The organism is Micromonospora sp. NPDC047793 (assembly GCF_040642635.1).
GTDB lineage: Bacteria > Actinomycetota > Actinomycetes > Mycobacteriales > Micromonosporaceae > Micromonospora.
Genome location: NZ_JBEYSG010000002.1, coordinates 274,243 through 291,264, shown reverse-complemented (window position 1 = coordinate 291,264; position 17,022 = coordinate 274,243). Strand labels below are relative to the sequence as shown.

19 protein-coding genes are annotated in these 17,022 nt (G+C 70.6%); 6 read left to right on the top strand and 13 right to left on the bottom strand.

The window, feature by feature from the left end; translation table 11 throughout:
* Positions 1-157 precede the first annotated feature (157 nt).
* The 4 genes from ABZ738_RS06095 (at position 158) to ABZ738_RS06080 (ending at position 1,958) form a co-directional block, all read left to right on the top strand.
* Positions 158-568, top strand: a complete 411-nt coding sequence (locus ABZ738_RS06095; RefSeq protein ID WP_131053171.1) for a hypothetical protein — start codon at positions 158-160, stop codon at positions 566-568.
* Between the two features lie 137 nt (positions 569-705).
* Positions 706-1,137: an SRPBCC domain-containing protein gene (locus ABZ738_RS06090; protein ID WP_357211440.1), complete on the top strand. Its 432-nt coding sequence runs from the start codon at positions 706-708 to the stop codon at positions 1,135-1,137.
* Positions 1,130-1,459 carry a metalloregulator ArsR/SmtB family transcription factor gene (locus ABZ738_RS06085; RefSeq protein WP_131053173.1) on the top strand — a complete coding sequence of 110 codons (330 nt, stop codon included), beginning with the start codon at positions 1,130-1,132 and terminating at the stop codon, positions 1,457-1,459. Before ABZ738_RS06090 ends, ABZ738_RS06085 begins: the two co-directional genes overlap by 8 nt.
* 22 nt (positions 1,460-1,481) lie before the next feature.
* Entirely contained in the window at positions 1,482-1,958 is a 477-nt protein-coding gene (locus ABZ738_RS06080) for an SRPBCC domain-containing protein (protein ID WP_131053174.1), read from the top strand.
* 28 nt (positions 1,959-1,986) lie between these two features.
* Here ABZ738_RS06080 and ABZ738_RS06075 read toward each other — a convergent pair whose 3' ends face one another.
* From ABZ738_RS06075 to ABZ738_RS06065, 3 genes are read right to left on the bottom strand one after another with little or no spacing between them, the layout of a single operon-like run.
* Entirely contained in the window at positions 1,987-2,451 is a 465-nt protein-coding gene (locus tag ABZ738_RS06075) for a DUF4442 domain-containing protein (RefSeq protein WP_357211435.1), read from the bottom strand.
* A 55-nt stretch (positions 2,452-2,506) separates the two neighbouring features.
* Positions 2,507-2,695, bottom strand: coding sequence for a DUF397 domain-containing protein (locus ABZ738_RS06070; protein ID WP_131053176.1), 189 nt, complete (start codon positions 2,693-2,695; stop codon positions 2,507-2,509).
* Positions 2,686-3,486, bottom strand: a complete 801-nt coding sequence (locus ABZ738_RS06065) for a helix-turn-helix transcriptional regulator (protein WP_357211432.1) — start codon at positions 3,484-3,486, stop codon at positions 2,686-2,688. Before ABZ738_RS06065 ends, ABZ738_RS06070 begins: the two co-directional genes overlap by 10 nt.
* A gap of 233 nt (positions 3,487-3,719) precedes the next feature.
* On the opposite strand from ABZ738_RS06065, the gene ABZ738_RS06060 reads away from it, so the two are divergent.
* Positions 3,720-4,055, top strand: a complete 336-nt coding sequence (locus ABZ738_RS06060) for a hypothetical protein (protein ID WP_176092420.1) — start codon at positions 3,720-3,722, stop codon at positions 4,053-4,055.
* A gap of 121 nt (positions 4,056-4,176) precedes the next feature.
* Here the strand turns inward: ABZ738_RS06060 and ABZ738_RS06055 are convergent, their stop codons facing one another.
* The 6 genes from ABZ738_RS06055 to ABZ738_RS06030 all read right to left on the bottom strand — a co-directional run bounded on the left by ABZ738_RS06055 (position 4,177) and on the right by ABZ738_RS06030 (position 12,827).
* Positions 4,177-5,484, bottom strand: a complete 1,308-nt coding sequence (locus tag ABZ738_RS06055) for an ABC transporter ATP-binding protein (RefSeq protein ID WP_131053179.1) — start codon at positions 5,482-5,484, stop codon at positions 4,177-4,179.
* A 145-nt stretch (positions 5,485-5,629) separates the two neighbouring features.
* Entirely contained in the window at positions 5,630-7,819 is a 2,190-nt protein-coding gene (locus ABZ738_RS06050) for a bifunctional glycosyltransferase family 2 protein/CDP-glycerol:glycerophosphate glycerophosphotransferase (RefSeq protein ID WP_357211427.1), read from the bottom strand.
* A 15-nt stretch (positions 7,820-7,834) separates the two neighbouring features.
* Positions 7,835-9,778 carry a DUF5941 domain-containing protein gene (locus ABZ738_RS06045; RefSeq protein WP_357211780.1) on the bottom strand — a complete coding sequence of 648 codons (1,944 nt, stop codon included), beginning with the start codon at positions 9,776-9,778 and terminating at the stop codon, positions 7,835-7,837.
* A 41-nt stretch (positions 9,779-9,819) separates the two neighbouring features.
* Complete coding sequence (locus tag ABZ738_RS06040) at positions 9,820-10,566, bottom strand: ABC transporter ATP-binding protein (protein WP_131055152.1); 747 nt, start codon at positions 10,564-10,566, stop codon at positions 9,820-9,822.
* Positions 10,566-11,393 (bottom strand): ABC transporter permease, encoded by an 828-nt coding sequence (locus ABZ738_RS06035; protein ID WP_131055150.1) that lies wholly within the window; start codon positions 11,391-11,393, stop codon positions 10,566-10,568. The genes ABZ738_RS06040 and ABZ738_RS06035 overlap by 1 nt, the downstream gene beginning before the upstream one ends.
* A gap of 57 nt (positions 11,394-11,450) precedes the next feature.
* Complete coding sequence (locus tag ABZ738_RS06030) at positions 11,451-12,827, bottom strand: L-serine ammonia-lyase (protein ID WP_176092416.1); 1,377 nt, start codon at positions 12,825-12,827, stop codon at positions 11,451-11,453.
* A gap of 533 nt (positions 12,828-13,360) precedes the next feature.
* Between ABZ738_RS06030 and ABZ738_RS06025 the strand changes: the two genes are divergently transcribed.
* Positions 13,361-13,567 carry a PspC domain-containing protein gene (locus ABZ738_RS06025; RefSeq protein ID WP_131055146.1) on the top strand — a complete coding sequence of 69 codons (207 nt, stop codon included), beginning with the start codon at positions 13,361-13,363 and terminating at the stop codon, positions 13,565-13,567.
* A 289-nt stretch (positions 13,568-13,856) separates the two neighbouring features.
* Here ABZ738_RS06025 and ABZ738_RS06020 read toward each other — a convergent pair whose 3' ends face one another.
* The 4 genes from ABZ738_RS06020 to ABZ738_RS06005 all read right to left on the bottom strand — a co-directional run bounded on the left by ABZ738_RS06020 (position 13,857) and on the right by ABZ738_RS06005 (position 17,013).
* Entirely contained in the window at positions 13,857-14,609 is a 753-nt protein-coding gene (locus tag ABZ738_RS06020; RefSeq protein WP_176092415.1) for a DUF4230 domain-containing protein, read from the bottom strand.
* A 114-nt stretch (positions 14,610-14,723) separates the two neighbouring features.
* Positions 14,724-15,875: an acyl-CoA dehydrogenase family protein gene (locus tag ABZ738_RS06015; protein WP_357211421.1), complete on the bottom strand. Its 1,152-nt coding sequence runs from the start codon at positions 15,873-15,875 to the stop codon at positions 14,724-14,726.
* A gap of 38 nt (positions 15,876-15,913) precedes the next feature.
* On the bottom strand, positions 15,914-16,219 hold the full coding sequence (locus tag ABZ738_RS06010; protein ID WP_131055140.1) for a type II toxin-antitoxin system VapB family antitoxin: 306 nt from the start codon (positions 16,217-16,219) through the stop codon (positions 15,914-15,916).
* A gap of 191 nt (positions 16,220-16,410) precedes the next feature.
* Entirely contained in the window at positions 16,411-17,013 is a 603-nt protein-coding gene (locus ABZ738_RS06005) for a nitroreductase family protein (RefSeq protein ID WP_131052552.1), read from the bottom strand.
* Between the last annotated feature and the right edge of the window lie 9 nt (positions 17,014-17,022).

Below are 17,022 nucleotides of genomic sequence, written 5' to 3'. Positions count from 1 at the left end.
CACGGCCACCAGCCCGCAAACGCACTTCGACCGACCCGGGCGTGCCGTGCAGTGGGTCCTCTGCTCGGCACGTCGCGCCTCAAGTTGCCGGAAGTGAGGCTCACTCATACGTTCATCGCAGCAAGCATCGTGAAGCGAGTCATCACGGGGAGTCTCGTTGTCCGGTACGCAGCCCACCAAGGACCCGGGACTCCTGGTCCTCGCCCTGCTGATGTCGTCGATGGCCAGCCTGACCGGCCTGTTCGTGGTGGTCTTCTGGCCGGTGACGGCCTGGCTCGGCGCCCTGTTCGGCGTCGCGCTGACGCTCATCATGCTGGTCTCCTGGCGGCTGACACGCGGCGGTTGGCGTCGCAACGTCGCACCGAAGGAGGCACACAGACTCGCGAGCACCGGCATCGCGTTGCTGGCTCTCGTTGCCCTGGGGGCGGCGATCAACGTGGTCCTGCCCATGCTCGCGGATGACGGCGCCGTCGTCCGGACGGTTCCCTGGATCACGCTGGTACTCATGGCGGTCTGCTCCGTCCTGATGGCCGTCACCGGTCGAGTTGCCCTGAGGCGGTCGCAATGAGACGGCGCATCGTGTCCTTTCCGGTCGCGCTCCTTCTCAGGGTCGCCCGACCGACGAGGTTCGCCGCCACAGTTGACGCAACCATCTAGTTGCCATACCTTCTGTAGCAACCTACTGGTTGCTACAGAAGGGGTGCGATGATGGGATTTCCCGACCGGATCGAACGCACCGTGCGGATAGCCCGCCCGGTGGACGACGTGTGGGCGGCGATCACCAGCGCGGAAGGGCTCGGCACCTGGTTCGGCCAGCGCGCCGAGGTGGACCTGCGCGTCGGCGGCATCGCCACGGTCGCCTGGGACACCGGCGAGCGGTCGCAGTTGCGGATCGAGCGACTCGAACCGAAGACGATCTTTGGCTACACCTGGCCCGTGCACGGGCTGCCCGCCGACGACCCGCGCCGCACGTACGTCGAGTTCACGCTGACCGCCGACGGCGACGGCACCAGCCTCACCGTGGTCGAGACCGGGTTCGCCCAGCTCGGCCCCGACGAACACGACGTGGCGTTCGCGGGCAACACCCGAGGCTGGGCGAGCGAGCTGGACGAGCTGGTCGCCTATCTCCATGACTGACCCCGCGTCCGAGGCCGTCGCGGAGGCGGTGTTCGTCGCCCTGGCCGACCCGAACCGGCGCGCCATCCTCGCCGCACTGGCCGAGGGCGGCCCGGCCACCGCCACCGACCTCGCCGCCCGGTTGCCGATCACCCGCCAGGGGATCGCCAAGCACCTCGCCCTGCTCGCCGAGGCGGGCCTGGTGAGCGCCGAGCCGGGCGAGCGCCGCCGCGTGCGCTACCGCCTGCGATCAGCGCCGATGCAGGTCGCCCAGCAGTTCCTGGCCGCCCTGGCCCGGGACTGGGACGGCCCGCTCGCCGCCCTCCGCACGCACCTCGAATGACACCGACCGAGAGACAGGAACCATGACCGAGCAGAGTTTCACCACGACGTTCGTGGTCGACCAGACCCCGATGCGGGTGTTCGACGCCGTCAACGACGTACGCGGCTGGTGGTCGACGGAGATCGACGGGCCGACCGACGTCGCCGGTGCCGAGTTCTCCTACCACTACAAGGACATCCACCGGTGCCGCTTCCGGATCGTGGAGTTCGTGCCCGGCGAGACGGTCGAGTGGCTCTGCGTGGAGGGTTACTTCAACTTCACCGCCGACCCGCAGGAGTGGACCGACACCCGGATCCGATTCGACATCGCGCCGGAGGGCGAGGGCACCCGGCTGCGCTTCACCCACGTCGGCCTGACCCGGCACCACGAGTGCTACGACGTCTGCGCGAACGCCTGGGGTGGCTACGTGGGCAGCAGCCTCCGGACCCTGATCGCCACCGGCAGCGGCGACCGCGACAACGAGGTCCGCAACGCCGAGGCGTTGCAGCAGCGCCGCTGACCCTCGTCAGCTCGACCAGGCCCTTGCGTCAGTTCGGGCGCAGCGTCCAGATGACGGTCATCTCCGAGGTCGGCTTGCCCTCTTCGGTGGCGATCTCCACGCGTACCGGGAACTCCGGTCGCTCGCCGGCGTCCAGCTCCGCGATCACCTCGGCCGGCGGGCGACCGAGCCGCGCCGTCGCCAGCACCGGGCCCAGGGCGAGCTTGCGGTAAGCGATCTCGGCGCGTACCGCCAATGGCGTGGCCCGGTCGAGCAGGTGGCCGAACGCGGCCATCACCACCGCGCCGGACGCGGTCTCGCCGAGCGTGAACACGGCCCCGGCGTGCGGTCCGCCGACGTGGTTGTGGGTGGCCGGCGAGTCGGGCAGGCGCACCACGGCCCGGACCGAGCCTTGCGCCTCCGGTGCCACCTCGACGAATTGGAAGCCGAGCGTACGGGCGAAGGGCACCGCCTGGAGCATGGCGGCTGCCACCTGCCGCGAGTCGATGGTCATGCCCGCACGCTACCGGTAAGTAACTTAACCGACAAGGCCACGCGACGGAGCGGGGTCAGCGGCTCTTGGTGGACTCCACGAAGGCTCGCCAGGTCTCGGGCGTGAAGGTGAGCACCGGCCCCTGCCGGTCTTTGCTGTCGCGCACGCCGACGACCTGCGCCAGGTTGTCGGCCACCTCGACGCAGTCGCCCTGGTTGCCACTGCTGCGGGTGCTCTTGCGCCAGATCGCACCGGTCAGGTCCATGCTTCCGCCGCCTCCGAGATCATCTTGAGGGTGGCTCCCTGGGGCAACGCCTCGGCCCGGACAGCCTCCCAGTTCTGCCGCAGGGAGTTTACGTCCACAGCGCGCTCCACGATGGTGCCGCGCATCTGGTTGTCGAGGTAGGCGATGTCGTCGCCCTCCGGCGGGGTGGCGATCACGAAGGCACCGTTGAGCCCCGGATAGGCGCCCACCCCCTTCGGCACGATGTGCAGGTGCACCTTGATCCGACGCCCCACCTCCACCAGGTGCAGCAACTGCTCCCGCATCACCTTCGGCCCGCCGACCGGGCGCTCCAGCACCGTGTGGTCGAGGACCGCCACCAGCAGCGGCGGATTGGGCCGGGCGAGCACCTGCTGCCGGGCGAGCCGGGCGGCCAGCGGCGCCTCGACCTGGTCGCCGAAGAGTTGGCTCGCGCCCTCGTAGAGCGCGCGAGCGTACCCCTCGGTCTGGAGCAGGCCCGGCACCACCAACGGCTGGAAGCTGCACAGGGAGGTCGCCTCCTGCTCGATCGTGACCCACTCGCGGAACCACGGCATCAGGCTCTCCTTGAGGATCGCCTCCCGGACCCGCACCAACAGCCCCTCGCCGTGCAGGACGTCGTCGCAGCGCACGGTGAACTCCTCCCGGGGCGCCCGGCGACACTGCTCGACCGAGGCGACGAGCGAGGCGGAGTAGCTGATCTGCGTGCCGAGCGCCTCCTGGGAGAGGCCCGCCTTGGTCCGCAGCCGGCGTAACTCACCGGCGAACAGCTCCAACATGGGTAACCGATCCATCTGCACACCTCTGCACTTCGGTGACGACCGGCTCGTACGGCCGGGCTGGTGGGGGGTGATTCCCTTCCGAAAGTAGTGGTGTCCTCACCAGACTGTCACGTAGAAAGTTCCCCGATTGCGGCAGATCGTGGGGATTTCTGTCGGGGCCCGTCCGCTCGTCCCCCGCTTGGACGGGCCCCGGCCCAGGTCAGCCGCTCCGCCGGGAGCGCAGCAACCGCGCAGAGGAGTTTTCGATGATCACTCACCAGTTGCCGCAACCGGGTGACGGGCCGACGCCGGACCGGCCTCGGGCGTACCCCCTGCACGAGAAGCCGCACACCCCGCTGCGCCCGATGTGGTGTTGCCGGGCCTGCGGGCACCCGTGGCCGTGCGCGACCGCGCGCATCCTGCTGAAGACCGAGTACGGCCCCAACGAGGTCGGACTGTCGATCTATCTGTCGGGTCTCTTCTACGAGGCCACCCGCGACCTCTACCGCCTCAACCCCGACGACGGCCCCACTCCACGGGACCTGTTCACCCGCTTCGTCGCCTGGTCCCCCTACCGCCGCCCACTCGTCGAGCCGTGCTAGCGGCCGATCATTCGCGAGCCGCTCGTGGCGGCGCGTTAGCAGGGGACCCCTGCTATACGGCAGGCGTTAATAAGGTGCCCTTCCTTACATCAGCGCCAGCCGGCGCGGCGCGTTCCTTGCGTCAGCGCCAGCCGACGTCGATGCGGTCGCCCCGGTCGTCGAAGAAGTGCAGGGCGTCCATGCGGACCTTGACGCTCAGCGAGTGTCCGGCGGAGACCGCCGGGTACGGCGCCAACCGGACGGCCAGTTCGGCCGGGCGGCGGTGGTGGCGGCCCGGATCGTTCAGGATGCTGGTGCCGGTGCTGCCGTTCGCGCCCTGCCCGCCCTGGTCGACCGCGACCCGGCCGGTGAACCGCTGCATCATCTGGCCGAACCGGCGCAGACCGCGCTGACCGAGCGGGGCGTCGCCGTCGGCCGGGGCACCGACCTCGTCGACCACGATCGCCGAGGCCCCGATGTCGAGGAAGGCAAGGGACTCGTGACCGTGGTGTTCGAGGTAGCGGATCCGGCCCTGGAGCACGTCTCCGGAGGTGTCCGGCGCGACCGGGGTGAGCGCCTCCGCCCGCATGCCGACCACGATCCGCTCGCCGTGGTAATGCGCCACGGCCCGACTGCGGATGTCGTTCCAGGGCAGATAGAGCGCCTGATCGCCGAGAGTCAGGGTGATGTACCGGTCGAGGTGGACGTAGACCGACGCCTCCAGCAGGTTCATCCGGGGGCTGCCGAGGAACGCGGCGACATAGAGGGTGGCCGGGCGGCCGTACACCTGGGTGGGGGTGCCGACGTCCTGGAGGACGCCCTTGCGCATGATGGCGACCCGGTCGGCCATGGTCAGTGCCTCGGCCTGGTCGTGGGTCACGTACACGGTGGTGACGCCCAGCTCGCGGGTGAGACCGGAGATCTCCGCGCGCAGCTCGGCGCGCAGCCCGCTGTCCAGGTTCGACAGTGGCTCGTCCATCAGGAACAGACCGGGTCGACGGACGATCGCCCGACCCATCGCGACCCGCTGCCGCTGCCCGCCGGAGAGCTGGCCGGGACGTCGGGCCAACACGTCGCCGATGCCGAGGGCGCTGGCCACGTCGGTGACCCGCTCGCCGCGCGGGGCCGGTTCGACGCCGGCCAGTTTGAGGGGGAAGGCGATGTTGTCGTTGACGCTCATGTGCGGATAGAGGGCGAAGTCCTGGAAGACCATCGCGATCCGCCGCTCCCGTGGCGGCAGCTCGTTCGCCACCTCGCCGTCGAGCATGACCGCGCCCGTGGTCGGTTCCTCCAGCCCGGCGATCATCCGGAGTACCGTGGACTTGCCACAGCCGGACGGCCCGAGCAACACCAGGAACTCGCCGTCGTTGACGTCGAGATTGATGGTGTCGACAGCGACGGTGCCGTCCCGGAAGACCTTTGTCACATCCTTGAGCGCGACGGTTGTCACCGTCTCCTCCCCCAGCTCGTCGGCGAACCCGGAATGACTGTCGCCAGGATCATGCGGCGAGCACATCGGGTAAACGTGCCATGTTCGAATCGTGACAGACCTATTACGGTCCATCGAATGACGGCGATTGCTCGGAAAGAGGGACTCAGAGGGCCGTCTCGCCCAGGAAGACCCGTCTGGCGACCCGCTCGGCGGCGTGCCCGTCCTCCAGTGAGCAGAAGCGTTCCCGGAACGCGGCCCGCGCCCGGTCGGCCTCCGGCGTCTCCAGCGCGCCGGAGCGGAACACGTCGAGCAGTCCGGGGAAGGTCCGCGCCACCGCACCGGGCGCCTCGGCGGTGACGTCGAGGTAGACCCCCCGGGTCAACCGGTACGCGTCCCAGTCCGGCGCGTAGACGACGATCGGCCGGTCCAGGACGGCGTAGTCGAACATCGCCGACGAGTAGTCGGTGACCAGCACGTCCGCCGCGAGATAGAGATCCTCGACCCGGGGATGGTCGCTGACGTCGAGGATCCTGGCGCGGCTGCGCGGGCCGGACGTCCGGCGGTCCCGGTCGTGGAAGTAGTGGCTGCGCATCAGCAGCAGTCCGGACGGGCCGAGCGCGTCCAGGAACCGCTCCGGGTCGAACGGCGGACGGTATCCGGGCAGGTGCTCCCGGTGCGTCGGGGCGTACAGCACCACCCGCTCGCCGAGGCCGACGCCCAGCTCCGCGCGCAGCCGCAGGACCTCCTCGGCGCTCGCGGTCACCAACCGGTCGTTGCGCGGATAACCCACTTCCAGAGTCGTGTACGCGGCCGGATAGGCCCGCTCCCACATCTGCGTGGAGAAGCTGTTCGCGCTGACCGAGAAGTCCCACCGGTCCACCCGCCGCAGCAGCCCGGCGAAGTCCATGCCGGTCGCGCCCAGCGGGTACCGCTGCTGGTCCAGCCCCATCACCTTGACCGGGGTGCCGTGGTGGGTCTGCACGTGCACCGTGCCCGGCCGCTTGCGGACCGAGTCGGGGAAGTTGACGTTGTTGATCAGCCACCGGGCGCGGGCCAGCACCCGGTGGTACGCGGGCGTACCCGCCACCACGTACTCAACCCCGTCGGGCAGCGTGTGCACCCGGTCCCGCCGCACGATCCAGACACCCCGCACGTGCGGTGCCAGCCGCCGCGCCGCCTCGTACACGGCGGCCGGGTTGCAGGCGTACCCGCGGTACCAGTACGCCGCGTACACGGCCAGGTTCTCGTCCACCGGCCGACGGCGCTCGACCCGCTGGAACTCACGGAGCGCGACGTCCCGCGCGATGCGTACGCCCCGACGGGCCGGTGGGCCCACCCGGCGTCGGGCCCGGCGGGCGACCCGACGCGCCGTCTCGCCCGCGCGTCCGGTGGCCCGCAGCGCGCTGAACGTCCGCCAGCGACCGGCCGCGACCAGCCGGTGCTTGAGCCCGTCGATGCCGTCCGGGACCGGGTGGCCGCCGGGCGGGCGGAAGCGGGCGTGCTCGATGGTGATCCGGGCGAAGAAGGTGGGCCGCAGGTCGGCCGGGATCCGCTCGTCGGTGCCGAGCACGGTCAGGTAGTGCCACATCATCCGCGCGAAGACCGCCGGCCGCAGGTCCTCGGCACCGAGCCGGTCCAGCTCCTGGAACACCCGGCGCCACTGGTGGAACACCTCGAAGTGCCGCTCGCCCTGGGTCTTCGTGATCGCCCCGGCCCGTCGTTGCCGGTAGTTGACGCAGACCACGTCGAGCACGCCGATCCGGTCGGCGGCCAGCAGCGCCGGGTAGCTGAACGACACGTCCTCGTACCAGCCGGGGGCGAAGCGCAGCCCGACGTCGGCGAGGAACTGCCGGCGCAGCAGCCGGTTCCAGGCGGTGTGCAGCAGGTCCAGCGTCTCCGGTCGCTCGGCCAGCCGGAACGTCTCCGGCCCGGGTGGCTCCGGGAAGACCTCCGCCATCGCGCTGGCGCTGACCCGCTCGTCCCAGTACGTGCGGACGTGGTCGACGAGCAGCACGTCGGGGCGGGTCTCGCGCAGGCGGGCGGCCACCTCGACCAGGCAACCCGGCGCGAGCCAGTCGTCACCGTCGACGAACCAGACGTACTCGCCGACGGCCAGGTCCAGCCCGACGTTGCGGGCCGGACCGAGCCCGACGTTGTGATCGAGCCGGATCGCCCGGACCCGGTCGTCGCGGGCGGCGTACTCGTCGAGGATGTCCCCGACCGCGTCCGGCGAGCAGTCGTCGACGCCGATCACCTCGATGTCGGCGATCGGCTGGCCGAGGATCGAGTCCAGGCACTCCCGCAGGTAGCCCTGCACGCGGAAGGCCGGGACGACGAAGCTGATCAGCGTCATCGTCCCGGCCTCCCGTCAGAGCGTCGCGCCTTGTCGTGTACCCGCCGGAGCCCGGGTGGGACGGCTCGGCCGGACGAACCAGGCCAGCACCACACTTGCCACGAAGAGCACCAGAAGGTAGATACCGAGTGTAGCCAGACCAATACTCACGATTCCGGCGATCGCCGTCAGCGCCAGCACCACCGAGCGCCCCTCCCAGCCCAGCGTGGCCGAGTGCAGCGGCGGCGCGGGTTGCCGCTTCTCCAGCCGGGCGACCAGGTCGTAGTGGTGCAGGGTGAGCACGAAGACGTACCCGAAGATCAGCCACGCGGGCGCGCCGCCGATCACCCCGACCGCGACGGCGAACAGGAACTCGGCGGCCCGCAGCGCCGCCGGTACCAGCCAGTCCAGCGGCCCGTTGTGCGCCGCCCCGGTCCCCGCCGCAGCGGCCAGCAGGACCAGCAGCACCACCGGCACCGCCGCCCACCGCAGCCAGGGCGCCGGATCACTGCCGTCACCCACGCCGCCCACCAGCGTCACCAGCACCAACCCCGCCGCAGCCAGCGCCGCGACCACCGCGAGGACCAGCGGCCCGGGTCGACGCAGCACCGGCAGCCGGGTGGCCAGCGGGCCGTCGTCGCGGTGCAGGGTCGCGTCGACCGTGTCCAGCACCGGCACCCACATCCAGCGGGCCCGCAGGGTACGCAGCGCACCCGTGTACCCGAACGCCAGCACCCCCCAGATCAGCACCGCGAACAGGGCGATCCGCTGGTCGAACAGCGCGGCGGCCAGCGCGATCAGCGCCCACCGCTCCCCGATCGGGAAGACCACCGTGCGCTTGAGCCAGTACGACAGCGACCCCGAGTCGGCCTGCACCCGGTTGGACGCGGCGTTCAGCCGGTCACCGATACCGCCGCCCCCGGTGCCCACCGTCTTCGGTCGACGGGCCGCCTCGTCGTGCAGCACGCCGTACCACGCGTCGGTCATGTGCCGCACCGTCTGGAGGGTCATCGCGGCGATGGCCAACGCCCAGCCGTACCGGAACCCGGCCGCCGTGGCACCCCACCCGAGACCCGCGTAGACCAGGTACTCCTTGGCCCGGTCGGCCATGGTGTCCAGCCAACCGCCCCACGCGCTGAAGTTGCGGGTGTACCGGGCGAGCTGACCGTCCACACAGTCGAGCACGAAGCCGAGATAGAGCAGGACCGCACCGCCGACCAGCGCCGGTCGGCCGCCGGTGGCGAACAACGCGGCGGCAGCGACCGCGAAGACCACCGAGATCATGGTGACCGCCGTCGGGCTCAGCCCCAACCGGGCACAGACCTTGGTGACCTGCGGCGACCAGGTGCTGACGAAGTACGTGGTGAAGAAGTCGTCCTTCTCCTTCACCGAGAGCCGCAACTCGGCCCGGTCCTCGTCGACGGCGGCCACCGCCGCCTCGGCGACGGCCAGCCCGGTCCGGTCGTCGACCCGGTGCGCGACCAGCAGGCGTACCCGGTGGGCGAAGACCAGCGCCCCCTGCCCGGCGAGGCCCGCGAAGACCCGGTCCACCGCCGGGCCCGCGGCCTGCCGGTCGCCGTCGGCCGCACGGGCTGCGGAGACCAGCGCCGGTACGTCGTCCCGACCGACCCGTACCGCACCCCCGAAGATGCCGGTGGCCTCGCCGTCGAGCCGCTCGACCGGACCGGCGTCGACCACCTGGCCGCGCTCCTCGCGGACGGCCGTCCGACCGCCGGTGGGCGGATCGGTGAGCACCAGCGCCACGGTCGGCCCGACCGGGCTGGTCACCAGATGCCGCAGTACGGCGGTGTGCGCCACCAGGTCCACACCGCTGAGCACCACCGGGCCACCCGCCGTGGCAGCCAGGTCCGCCACCTCGTCCAGGGACGCGGCGAACCGCACGTCGGCCACCCCGGCCCGGCGCCACTGCTCGGCCAGCCGGTCCGTCAGGGAGCCGCCCGGCACCGTCTCCGTCGGCAGGCTCGCGGCCGACGAACCGGCGGCGAGCACGATCGCGAGGGTCACCGGGGAACCGCGTCGTGGTACGCGGCCAGCGCCTCGGCGATGGTGCCGTCGACGCTCAACCGGCCGCCGTCGAGGAAGAGCCCCCGACGGCAGAACCGGGTCAGGTCCTTTTCGTTGTGTGAGACCAGCACCAGAGTGCGCCCCTCCCCGAGCAGACGATCGATGGTCGTGTAGCACTTCTTGCGGAACTCGGCGTCGCCCACCGCCGTCACCTCGTCCATCAGCAGGACGGGATGCGGCAGATGAGAGATGATCGCGAACCCGAGCCGGACCTTCATCCCGGACGAGTAGTGCCGCACCGAGGTGTCGATGGCCCGTTCCACCTGGTCACCGGCGAACGACACGATCTCGTCGAAGTGCCGCTTCAGGTAACCCGACGACAGCCCGTGCAGCCCGCCCACCAGGTACAGGTTCTCCCGGCCGGTCAGGTCGTTGGAGAAACCGGCGGAGAGCTCCAGCAGCGGCGCGACGTCGCCCCGGACCCGGATCCGCCCCTCGTCGGGGATCAACACCCCGGCGATCAGGCGCAGCAGGGTGCTCTTGCCGGTGCCGTTGCGGCCGATCACCCCGAGCGTCTCGCCGGGCGCGACCGAGAAGGAGACGTCCCGCAGCGGCCAGAACCGGCCGTCGGAGGCGCCACGCGTACCCCGGTGGATGAACAGCTCGCGGAGCCGCAACTGCCGACGGCGGTTGCGGACGAACCGGATGCCGAGGCCCTCCGCCTCGATGATCGCGTCAGCCATCAGAGTTCCTTGAGCACGGCGGGTTCGAGCCGACGGAACGTCCACCAGCCGACCACCAGGACCAGCAGGCTGATGCCGACGGTGGTGGCGAGCATCCGGGCCTCCGGGAACTCGTCCGGATACCACACCGAGTGGTGGAGCTGGAAGATCCCGACCAGCGGGTTGAGCTCGTAACCCAGCTTGAGCCAACCGGGCAGGCCGGAATCGCGGACCAGGCTCAGTGGATAGATGATCGGCGTGGCGTAGAACAGCACCCGGATGACCAGACGCATGAACCGCTCCACGTCCCGCATCAGCACGTTCGCCGCCGACAGCAGCAGCGCCAACCCGACCAGCAGGGTGGCCTGCACCAGCACCGCCAACGGCAGGGCGAGCAGCGACCACCCCGGGTCGATCTTGCCGTCGGCCGCGTACCAGATCGCGATGGCGCCGAGGATCGGCAGGCCGGCGGCGTACTCGGCGAAACGCCCGGTGACCCGACCGATCGGGAAGACCTGCCGGGGCACGTTCATCGTGGTGATCAACCGGGACTGCCCGGTCAGCGCGTTGGTCGCCTCACTCAACGCCGAGCTGGTCCACATCCAGGCGAAGATCCCGGTGATCAGGAACAGCGGGTACGACCCGGCTGCCTCGCCGAGATGCCGGTTCGTGTCCCGGGAGTAGAGGACGCCGAAGACGAACCAATAGATCGCCCCCATGCCCAGCGGCTCGATCAACGACCAGAGATACCCCAGCACGGACTGCTGGTACTTGACCGCGAGATCACGCCGGACCAGGATGCGCAGCGAATTGCGGTGCGACCACAACGCCCCCACGCCAGAGGTCACCGCCGTCTCCCGCCTGCTGAACGGACGACAGGTTAGCAGCCGGTGAAGGTCGTGCGCTCAGCACTCGATCACGTTGACCGCGAGGCCGCCGCGCGCCGTCTCCTTGTACTTGACCTTCATGTCGGCACCGGTCTCGCGCATGGTCTTGATGACCTTGTCGAGCGACACGGCGTGCACCCCGTCACCGCGCAACGCCAGCCGAGCGGCGGTGATCGCCTTGATGCTAGCCACCGCATTGCGCTCGATGCACGGTATCTGCACCAGGCCCCCGACCGGGTCACAGGTCAACCCGAGGTTGTGCTCCATGCCGATCTCGGCGGCGTTCTCCACCTGGGCCGGCGTACCGCCCAGGGCCTCAGCCAACCCGGCCGCCGCCATCGAACACGCCGAACCGACCTCGCCCTGGCAGCCCACCTCGGCCCCGGAGATCGACGCGTTCTCCTTGAACAGCACGCCGATCGCCCCGGCCGTCAGCAGGAACCGCACCACCCCCTCGTCGGAGGCTCCCGGCACGAACCGCGTGTAGTAGTGCAGCACCGCCGGGATGATCCCGGCCGCACCGTTGGTCGGCGCCGTCACCACCCGGCCGCCGGCCGCGTTCTCCTCGTTGACCGCCAGCGCGAACAGCGTCACCCAGTCCATCACGTGCAGCGGATCCCCGTCCGGCACCACCGTGTCGGTCTCCAGGCTGCGGCGCAGCTCGGCCGCGCGGCGGCGCACCTTCAACCCGCCCGGCAGCGTGCCGTCCCGGGAACAGCCGCGCTCCACGCACTCGCGCATCACCCGCCAGATGTCCAGCAGCCCGGCTCGTACGTCCGCCTCGGCCCGCCAGGACACCTCGTTCGCGAGCATCACCTCGCTGATCGACAGCCCCGTCGAGGCGGTCACGTCGAGCAGTTGCGCGCCGGTCAGGAAGGGATACCGCACCGGCGTACCGTCCGGCTTGATCCGATCCGCCCCGGCCGCCGCCTCGTCCACCACGAACCCGCCGCCGACCGAGTAGTAGGTCCGCGTCCGGACCTCGGCCCCACCGGCGTCGAAGGCCGCGAAGACCATCCCGTTCGGGTGGTACGGCAACGACCGCCGCCGGTGCAACGTGAGATCCCGGTCCCACTCGAAGTCGATCTCGTGCGTGTCGAGCAGCGCCAGCCGACCCTGCTCCCGGATCCACGCCACCCGCGCGTCGACCCCGTCGGTGTCCACCGTCTCCGGCGACTCACCGGTCAACCCGAGCAGCACCGCCCGATCACTGCCGTGCCCGTGCCCGGTGGCACCGAGAGACCCGAACAGCTCCGCCCGTACCCGGGCCACGTCCGCGAGCAGACCATCGGCCTTGAGCCCCGCGACGAACGTACGCGCCGCCCGCATCGGTCCCACCGTGTGCGAGCTGGACGGCCCGATGCCCACGCTGAAAAGGTCGAACACACTGATCATGACTGCACTTCCTCGCCCTGCCCCGGGATCACCGGTCAGCGGCCCGCCGAAAGAGGCCGCCCCTCCATCCGGACGCGGCCCGCCAAACGCCCTGGTAAGAGCGCCCAACCCACCGACCGTACCCCCACCGCCTTCCCCCCACCCCACCCCACCGCCCGGCCCTGCCCTCCCCTCCCCTCCCCTCCCCGGCCCGGCCCGGCCCGGCCCGGCGATCATGGACTTGTGGTCGAGGTTTCGGGCTGGTTTGCACCTTTCGCGCCTACCACAACTCCTTGATCGACGAACCCTCGCCACAGGTCCTTGATCGACGGGACGCACCACGACGGGACGCACCACGACGGCAGCCTCGCCACGGGTCCTTGATCGACGCGGGGGTCGGGGTTTGCTCGGGGAGGGGTGGTCGGTGCGGTCGCGGGTAAGTACCTACGGGTGGGCGCGGTGAGGTTCGTTCTCGCGGGCGAGGGCGCGGGGGTCATCCGCTCCTAGCGTTGATGGCATGGAGCGGCGGATCGCCGCAGAGGGGAAGTACCACCATGAGTCGCAAACTGGTCCGGCCCCGGCAGGGGCGCATGTTCGCCGGAGTCTGCGCGGGCCTGGCCCAGCGCTTCGGCACCTCCGCCGGAATGATCCGGCTGTTGTTCCTGCTGTCGCTGCTGCTGCCCGGCACTCAGGTCGTCATCTACCTGGCACTCTGGATCATCATGCCCAACGAGGACCGCTACCTCGTCGCAGGCCACTGAACCGCAGACCACCGAGTCCCAGGCCGCCGAGTCCCGGGCCACTGGGCCGCAGGCCACTGATCGGTCCCGCCCCGTCCGCGACGCCCCGTCCGACCCGGTCGCCGGCGGGGCGGCCCCGGGCCCTGTCCACGCAACTTCATGGATAGTGCTGCCTCACACCACCCGCGAGGCAGCAACAACCATGAAATTGCTGCCTCGCCCCCTCCCGTCGGAGGGGTTGGAGGGGACGACCGACCGCCCCGCCAGCAGGTCTAGGCGACAGCCGGCGGGGCGGGGCAAGTGCGGTGGGTCAGGGAGCGGTGTAGGTGATGGTGACCTGCTCGAAGCCGAGCGAACCGAGCAGGCCGGTCAACATCTTGCGGGTGTTCTCCTCGGCACGGGCGTTCAGGCCGCTGTCCCGGGCGGCGGCGGTGATCCGGTCCTCGGCGAGCTGATAGACCTGCTGCTGCCGGTTCGGGTCGCCGCCGATCAGGTCGCCGACGCGGTTGAGCAGCCCGCGCTCCTCCGCGAAGACGTAACTCTTGTCGAGGTCGAGGTTGGTCTTGGCGAGCTGCGGGGCGGGCAGTTTGACCTCGACGGACTTGCCGTCGGCGGACTGCACGATCGCGCCTTCGCCGAGGGTGCCGAAGTCGACGTACGCCTCGACGCTGCCCGACCCGACGAACAGCGTGCGCTGGTTGAGCAGCCAGTCCGGCACGTTGCGCCGGTCGTTCTCCAGGTCGACCACCACCTGGAAGTTACCCTCGGCGGCCACGTAGCGGCTGAGGTCCTGCATCGACTCCAGCAGCGCCGGCTGGGTGCGGTCGGTCTGCTCCTTGCTGAACGGGTTGCGGAACTCCGGCAGGAGCCCGGTGGTCTGGACGCCGAGCAGCACCACCACTGCCATCGCCGCGGCACCGAGCACCCAGAGCAGGGCCCGCGCGGCACCACCCCCGCCGCCCGGCGGCACGGGCGGGGCATCCGGCCGGCCCGTGCTCTCCTCGTCGGGCTGGTGGTCGGCAAACGTGCTGGTGGGCTCGTTGATGTCGCTGTCGCGTGCCATCGCCCTCACCGTCCTTGTCAGACGCGTTGTCTGTGATGACGGTAAGCCCCCGGTACGACAGCCGCTCGTCGAGTCACCCGAACGCGTGTTTCCGCAGGTCAGAAGCGTGAGCGATCAGGTGAACGCGGAGACGCCGGTGAGCCGCTGCCCGATCACCAGTTGGTGGATCTCGGAGGTGCCCTCGTACGTCAGGACGCTCTCCAGGTTGTTGGCGTGCCGCATGACGGGATAGTCGCCGGAGACGCCGTTGGCACCGAGGATGGTCCGGCACTGGCGGGCGATGGCCAGCGCCTCGCGGACGTTGTTGAGTTTGCCCACGCTGACCTGCTCGGGACGCAACCGACCGGCGTCGGCGAGCCGGCCGAGGTGCAGCGCCAGCAGGTAGCCCTTGTGCCACTCGACCGCCATGTCGGCGAGCTTGGCCTGGGTGAGCTGGAAACCGGCCAGCGGGCGACCGAACTGGGTGCGGGTGGTCGCGTACGCGAGGGCGGTCTCCAGGCAGTCCCGGGCCGCGCCGAGCGCACCCCAGACGATGCCGTGCCGGGCCTCGGTCAGACAGCCCAGCGGCGCCTTCAACCCGATGGCCTCGGGCAGCCGGGCGTCCGCCGGCAGCCGGACGTCGTCGAGCGCGATCTCCCCGGTCACCGAGGCGCGCAGGGACATCTTCCGGCCGATCTCGCGCGCCGTGACCCCTGGCGTGTCCATGGGTACGGCGAAACCGCGCACGCCGTCGTCGGTGCGCGCCCAGATCACCGCGACGTCGGCGATCGGGGCGTTGGTGATCCACATCTTGGTGCCGTGGAGGACCCAGTCGTCGCCGTCGCGGCGGGCCCGGGTGGCCATCGACCCCGGATCGGAGCCATGGTCCGGCTCGGTCAGCCCGAAACAGCCGATCGCCTCGCCGGACGCCATCGCGGGCAGCCAACGCTGCTTCTGCTCCTCGCTGCCGTAGCGCCAGATGGCGTACATGGCCAGCGATCCCTGCACCGAGACCAGGGAGCGGACGCCGGAGTCGCCGGCCTCCAACTCCAGGCAGGCCAGCCCGTACGCGACGGCCGTGGAGCCGGCGCAGCCGTACCCGGTCAGGTGCATGCCGAGCAGACCGAGGGCGCCGAACTCGCGGGCCAGGTCGCGGGCGGGCACCTCACCGGCCTCGTACCAGCCGGCGACGTGCGGGCGTACCCGCTCGTCCACCACCCGCCGCACGACGGCGCGGATCTGCCGCTCCTCCTCGGTCAGCGACGAGTTTAGGTCCAGCAGGTCCACGCCCACACCCTAACGAAGGCTCAGCAGGAGGTGCCGGGTCACTCGATCGCTTCGGCGAGGACGAACACCCGGGCGTGGATCTGGTTGCGCTGTTGCAGGGCGGCGCGCAACGCGCGGTGCAGGCCGTCCTCCAGGTAGAGGCCGCCGTTCCACTGCACCACGTGCGGGAACAGGTCACCGTAGAAGGTGGAGTCCTCGGCGAGCAGCTTGTCCAGCGCCAACTCCCGTTTGGTGGTGATGAGCTGATCCAGCCGCAGCGGCCGGGGCGGGATCTCCGCCCACTGCTTGAGGGTCAGATTGTGTTGCGGGTAGGGACACCCGTCCCGGACCGCTCTGAAGATCACGACGGCACGCTCCTCCCCCTGGTCGGGCCGAACCACGACGCCCTCGCGGGCCGGGTCGCGGCGGGGCGCCGCGTGCCGCGGCGCCCGTGACCGTGCCAGCGTAGCCGCAGCACGCACCCCACGTTCTGCTCCTTGATGCCAGTTTCGCCACCGGTCGTCCAGTTCCGCACCGGACGAACCGGCGTTTTCGGTCAGCTCCACCGGCCCCGACGGACGACCTCGTCGACCGGACGGCGTCCCCGACGCAAAGATGGTGACCGGTGGTCGGGGGCACGGTAACCGATCGTGAGCGCGCCGATCGGGTGGTACGCCTCAGGCACGCCGAACGCCTCCCGGTAGGACGACAACCGCTGCGGCGGGATGCCGAAGAAGCACGACCCGAGCCCCTCGTCCACGGCGGTCAGCATCATCAGCAACGCGGCGAATCCGGTGTCGACGAACCAGTACGGCACCGGCCAGCGGTCCGTCGACCGGTCCTCCCAGCCCTTGTCCGGCTCGGCGTACCGTTCGAGGTAGACGGAGCGGTTCGCGTGCGGCACCACGATCAGCGGAGCCCGCCGCATCCCGGTCAGCCAGCGTCCCGTACCGCCGTCCTCCGGGGTGCTGACCGCCCAGAACCGCTCCCGGTCCGCCGGCTCCTCCAGCACCAGGAAACCCCAGCCCTGCGAGAAGCCGGCCGACGGCGCGCGGACCGCGTGGTCCATCAGCCGCTCCACGACCTCCGGCGGGACCGGACGGTCCGGGTCGTAGTTGCGCACCATGCGGCGCCGCCGGACGACCTCTGCGAACTCCACGTCGTACCT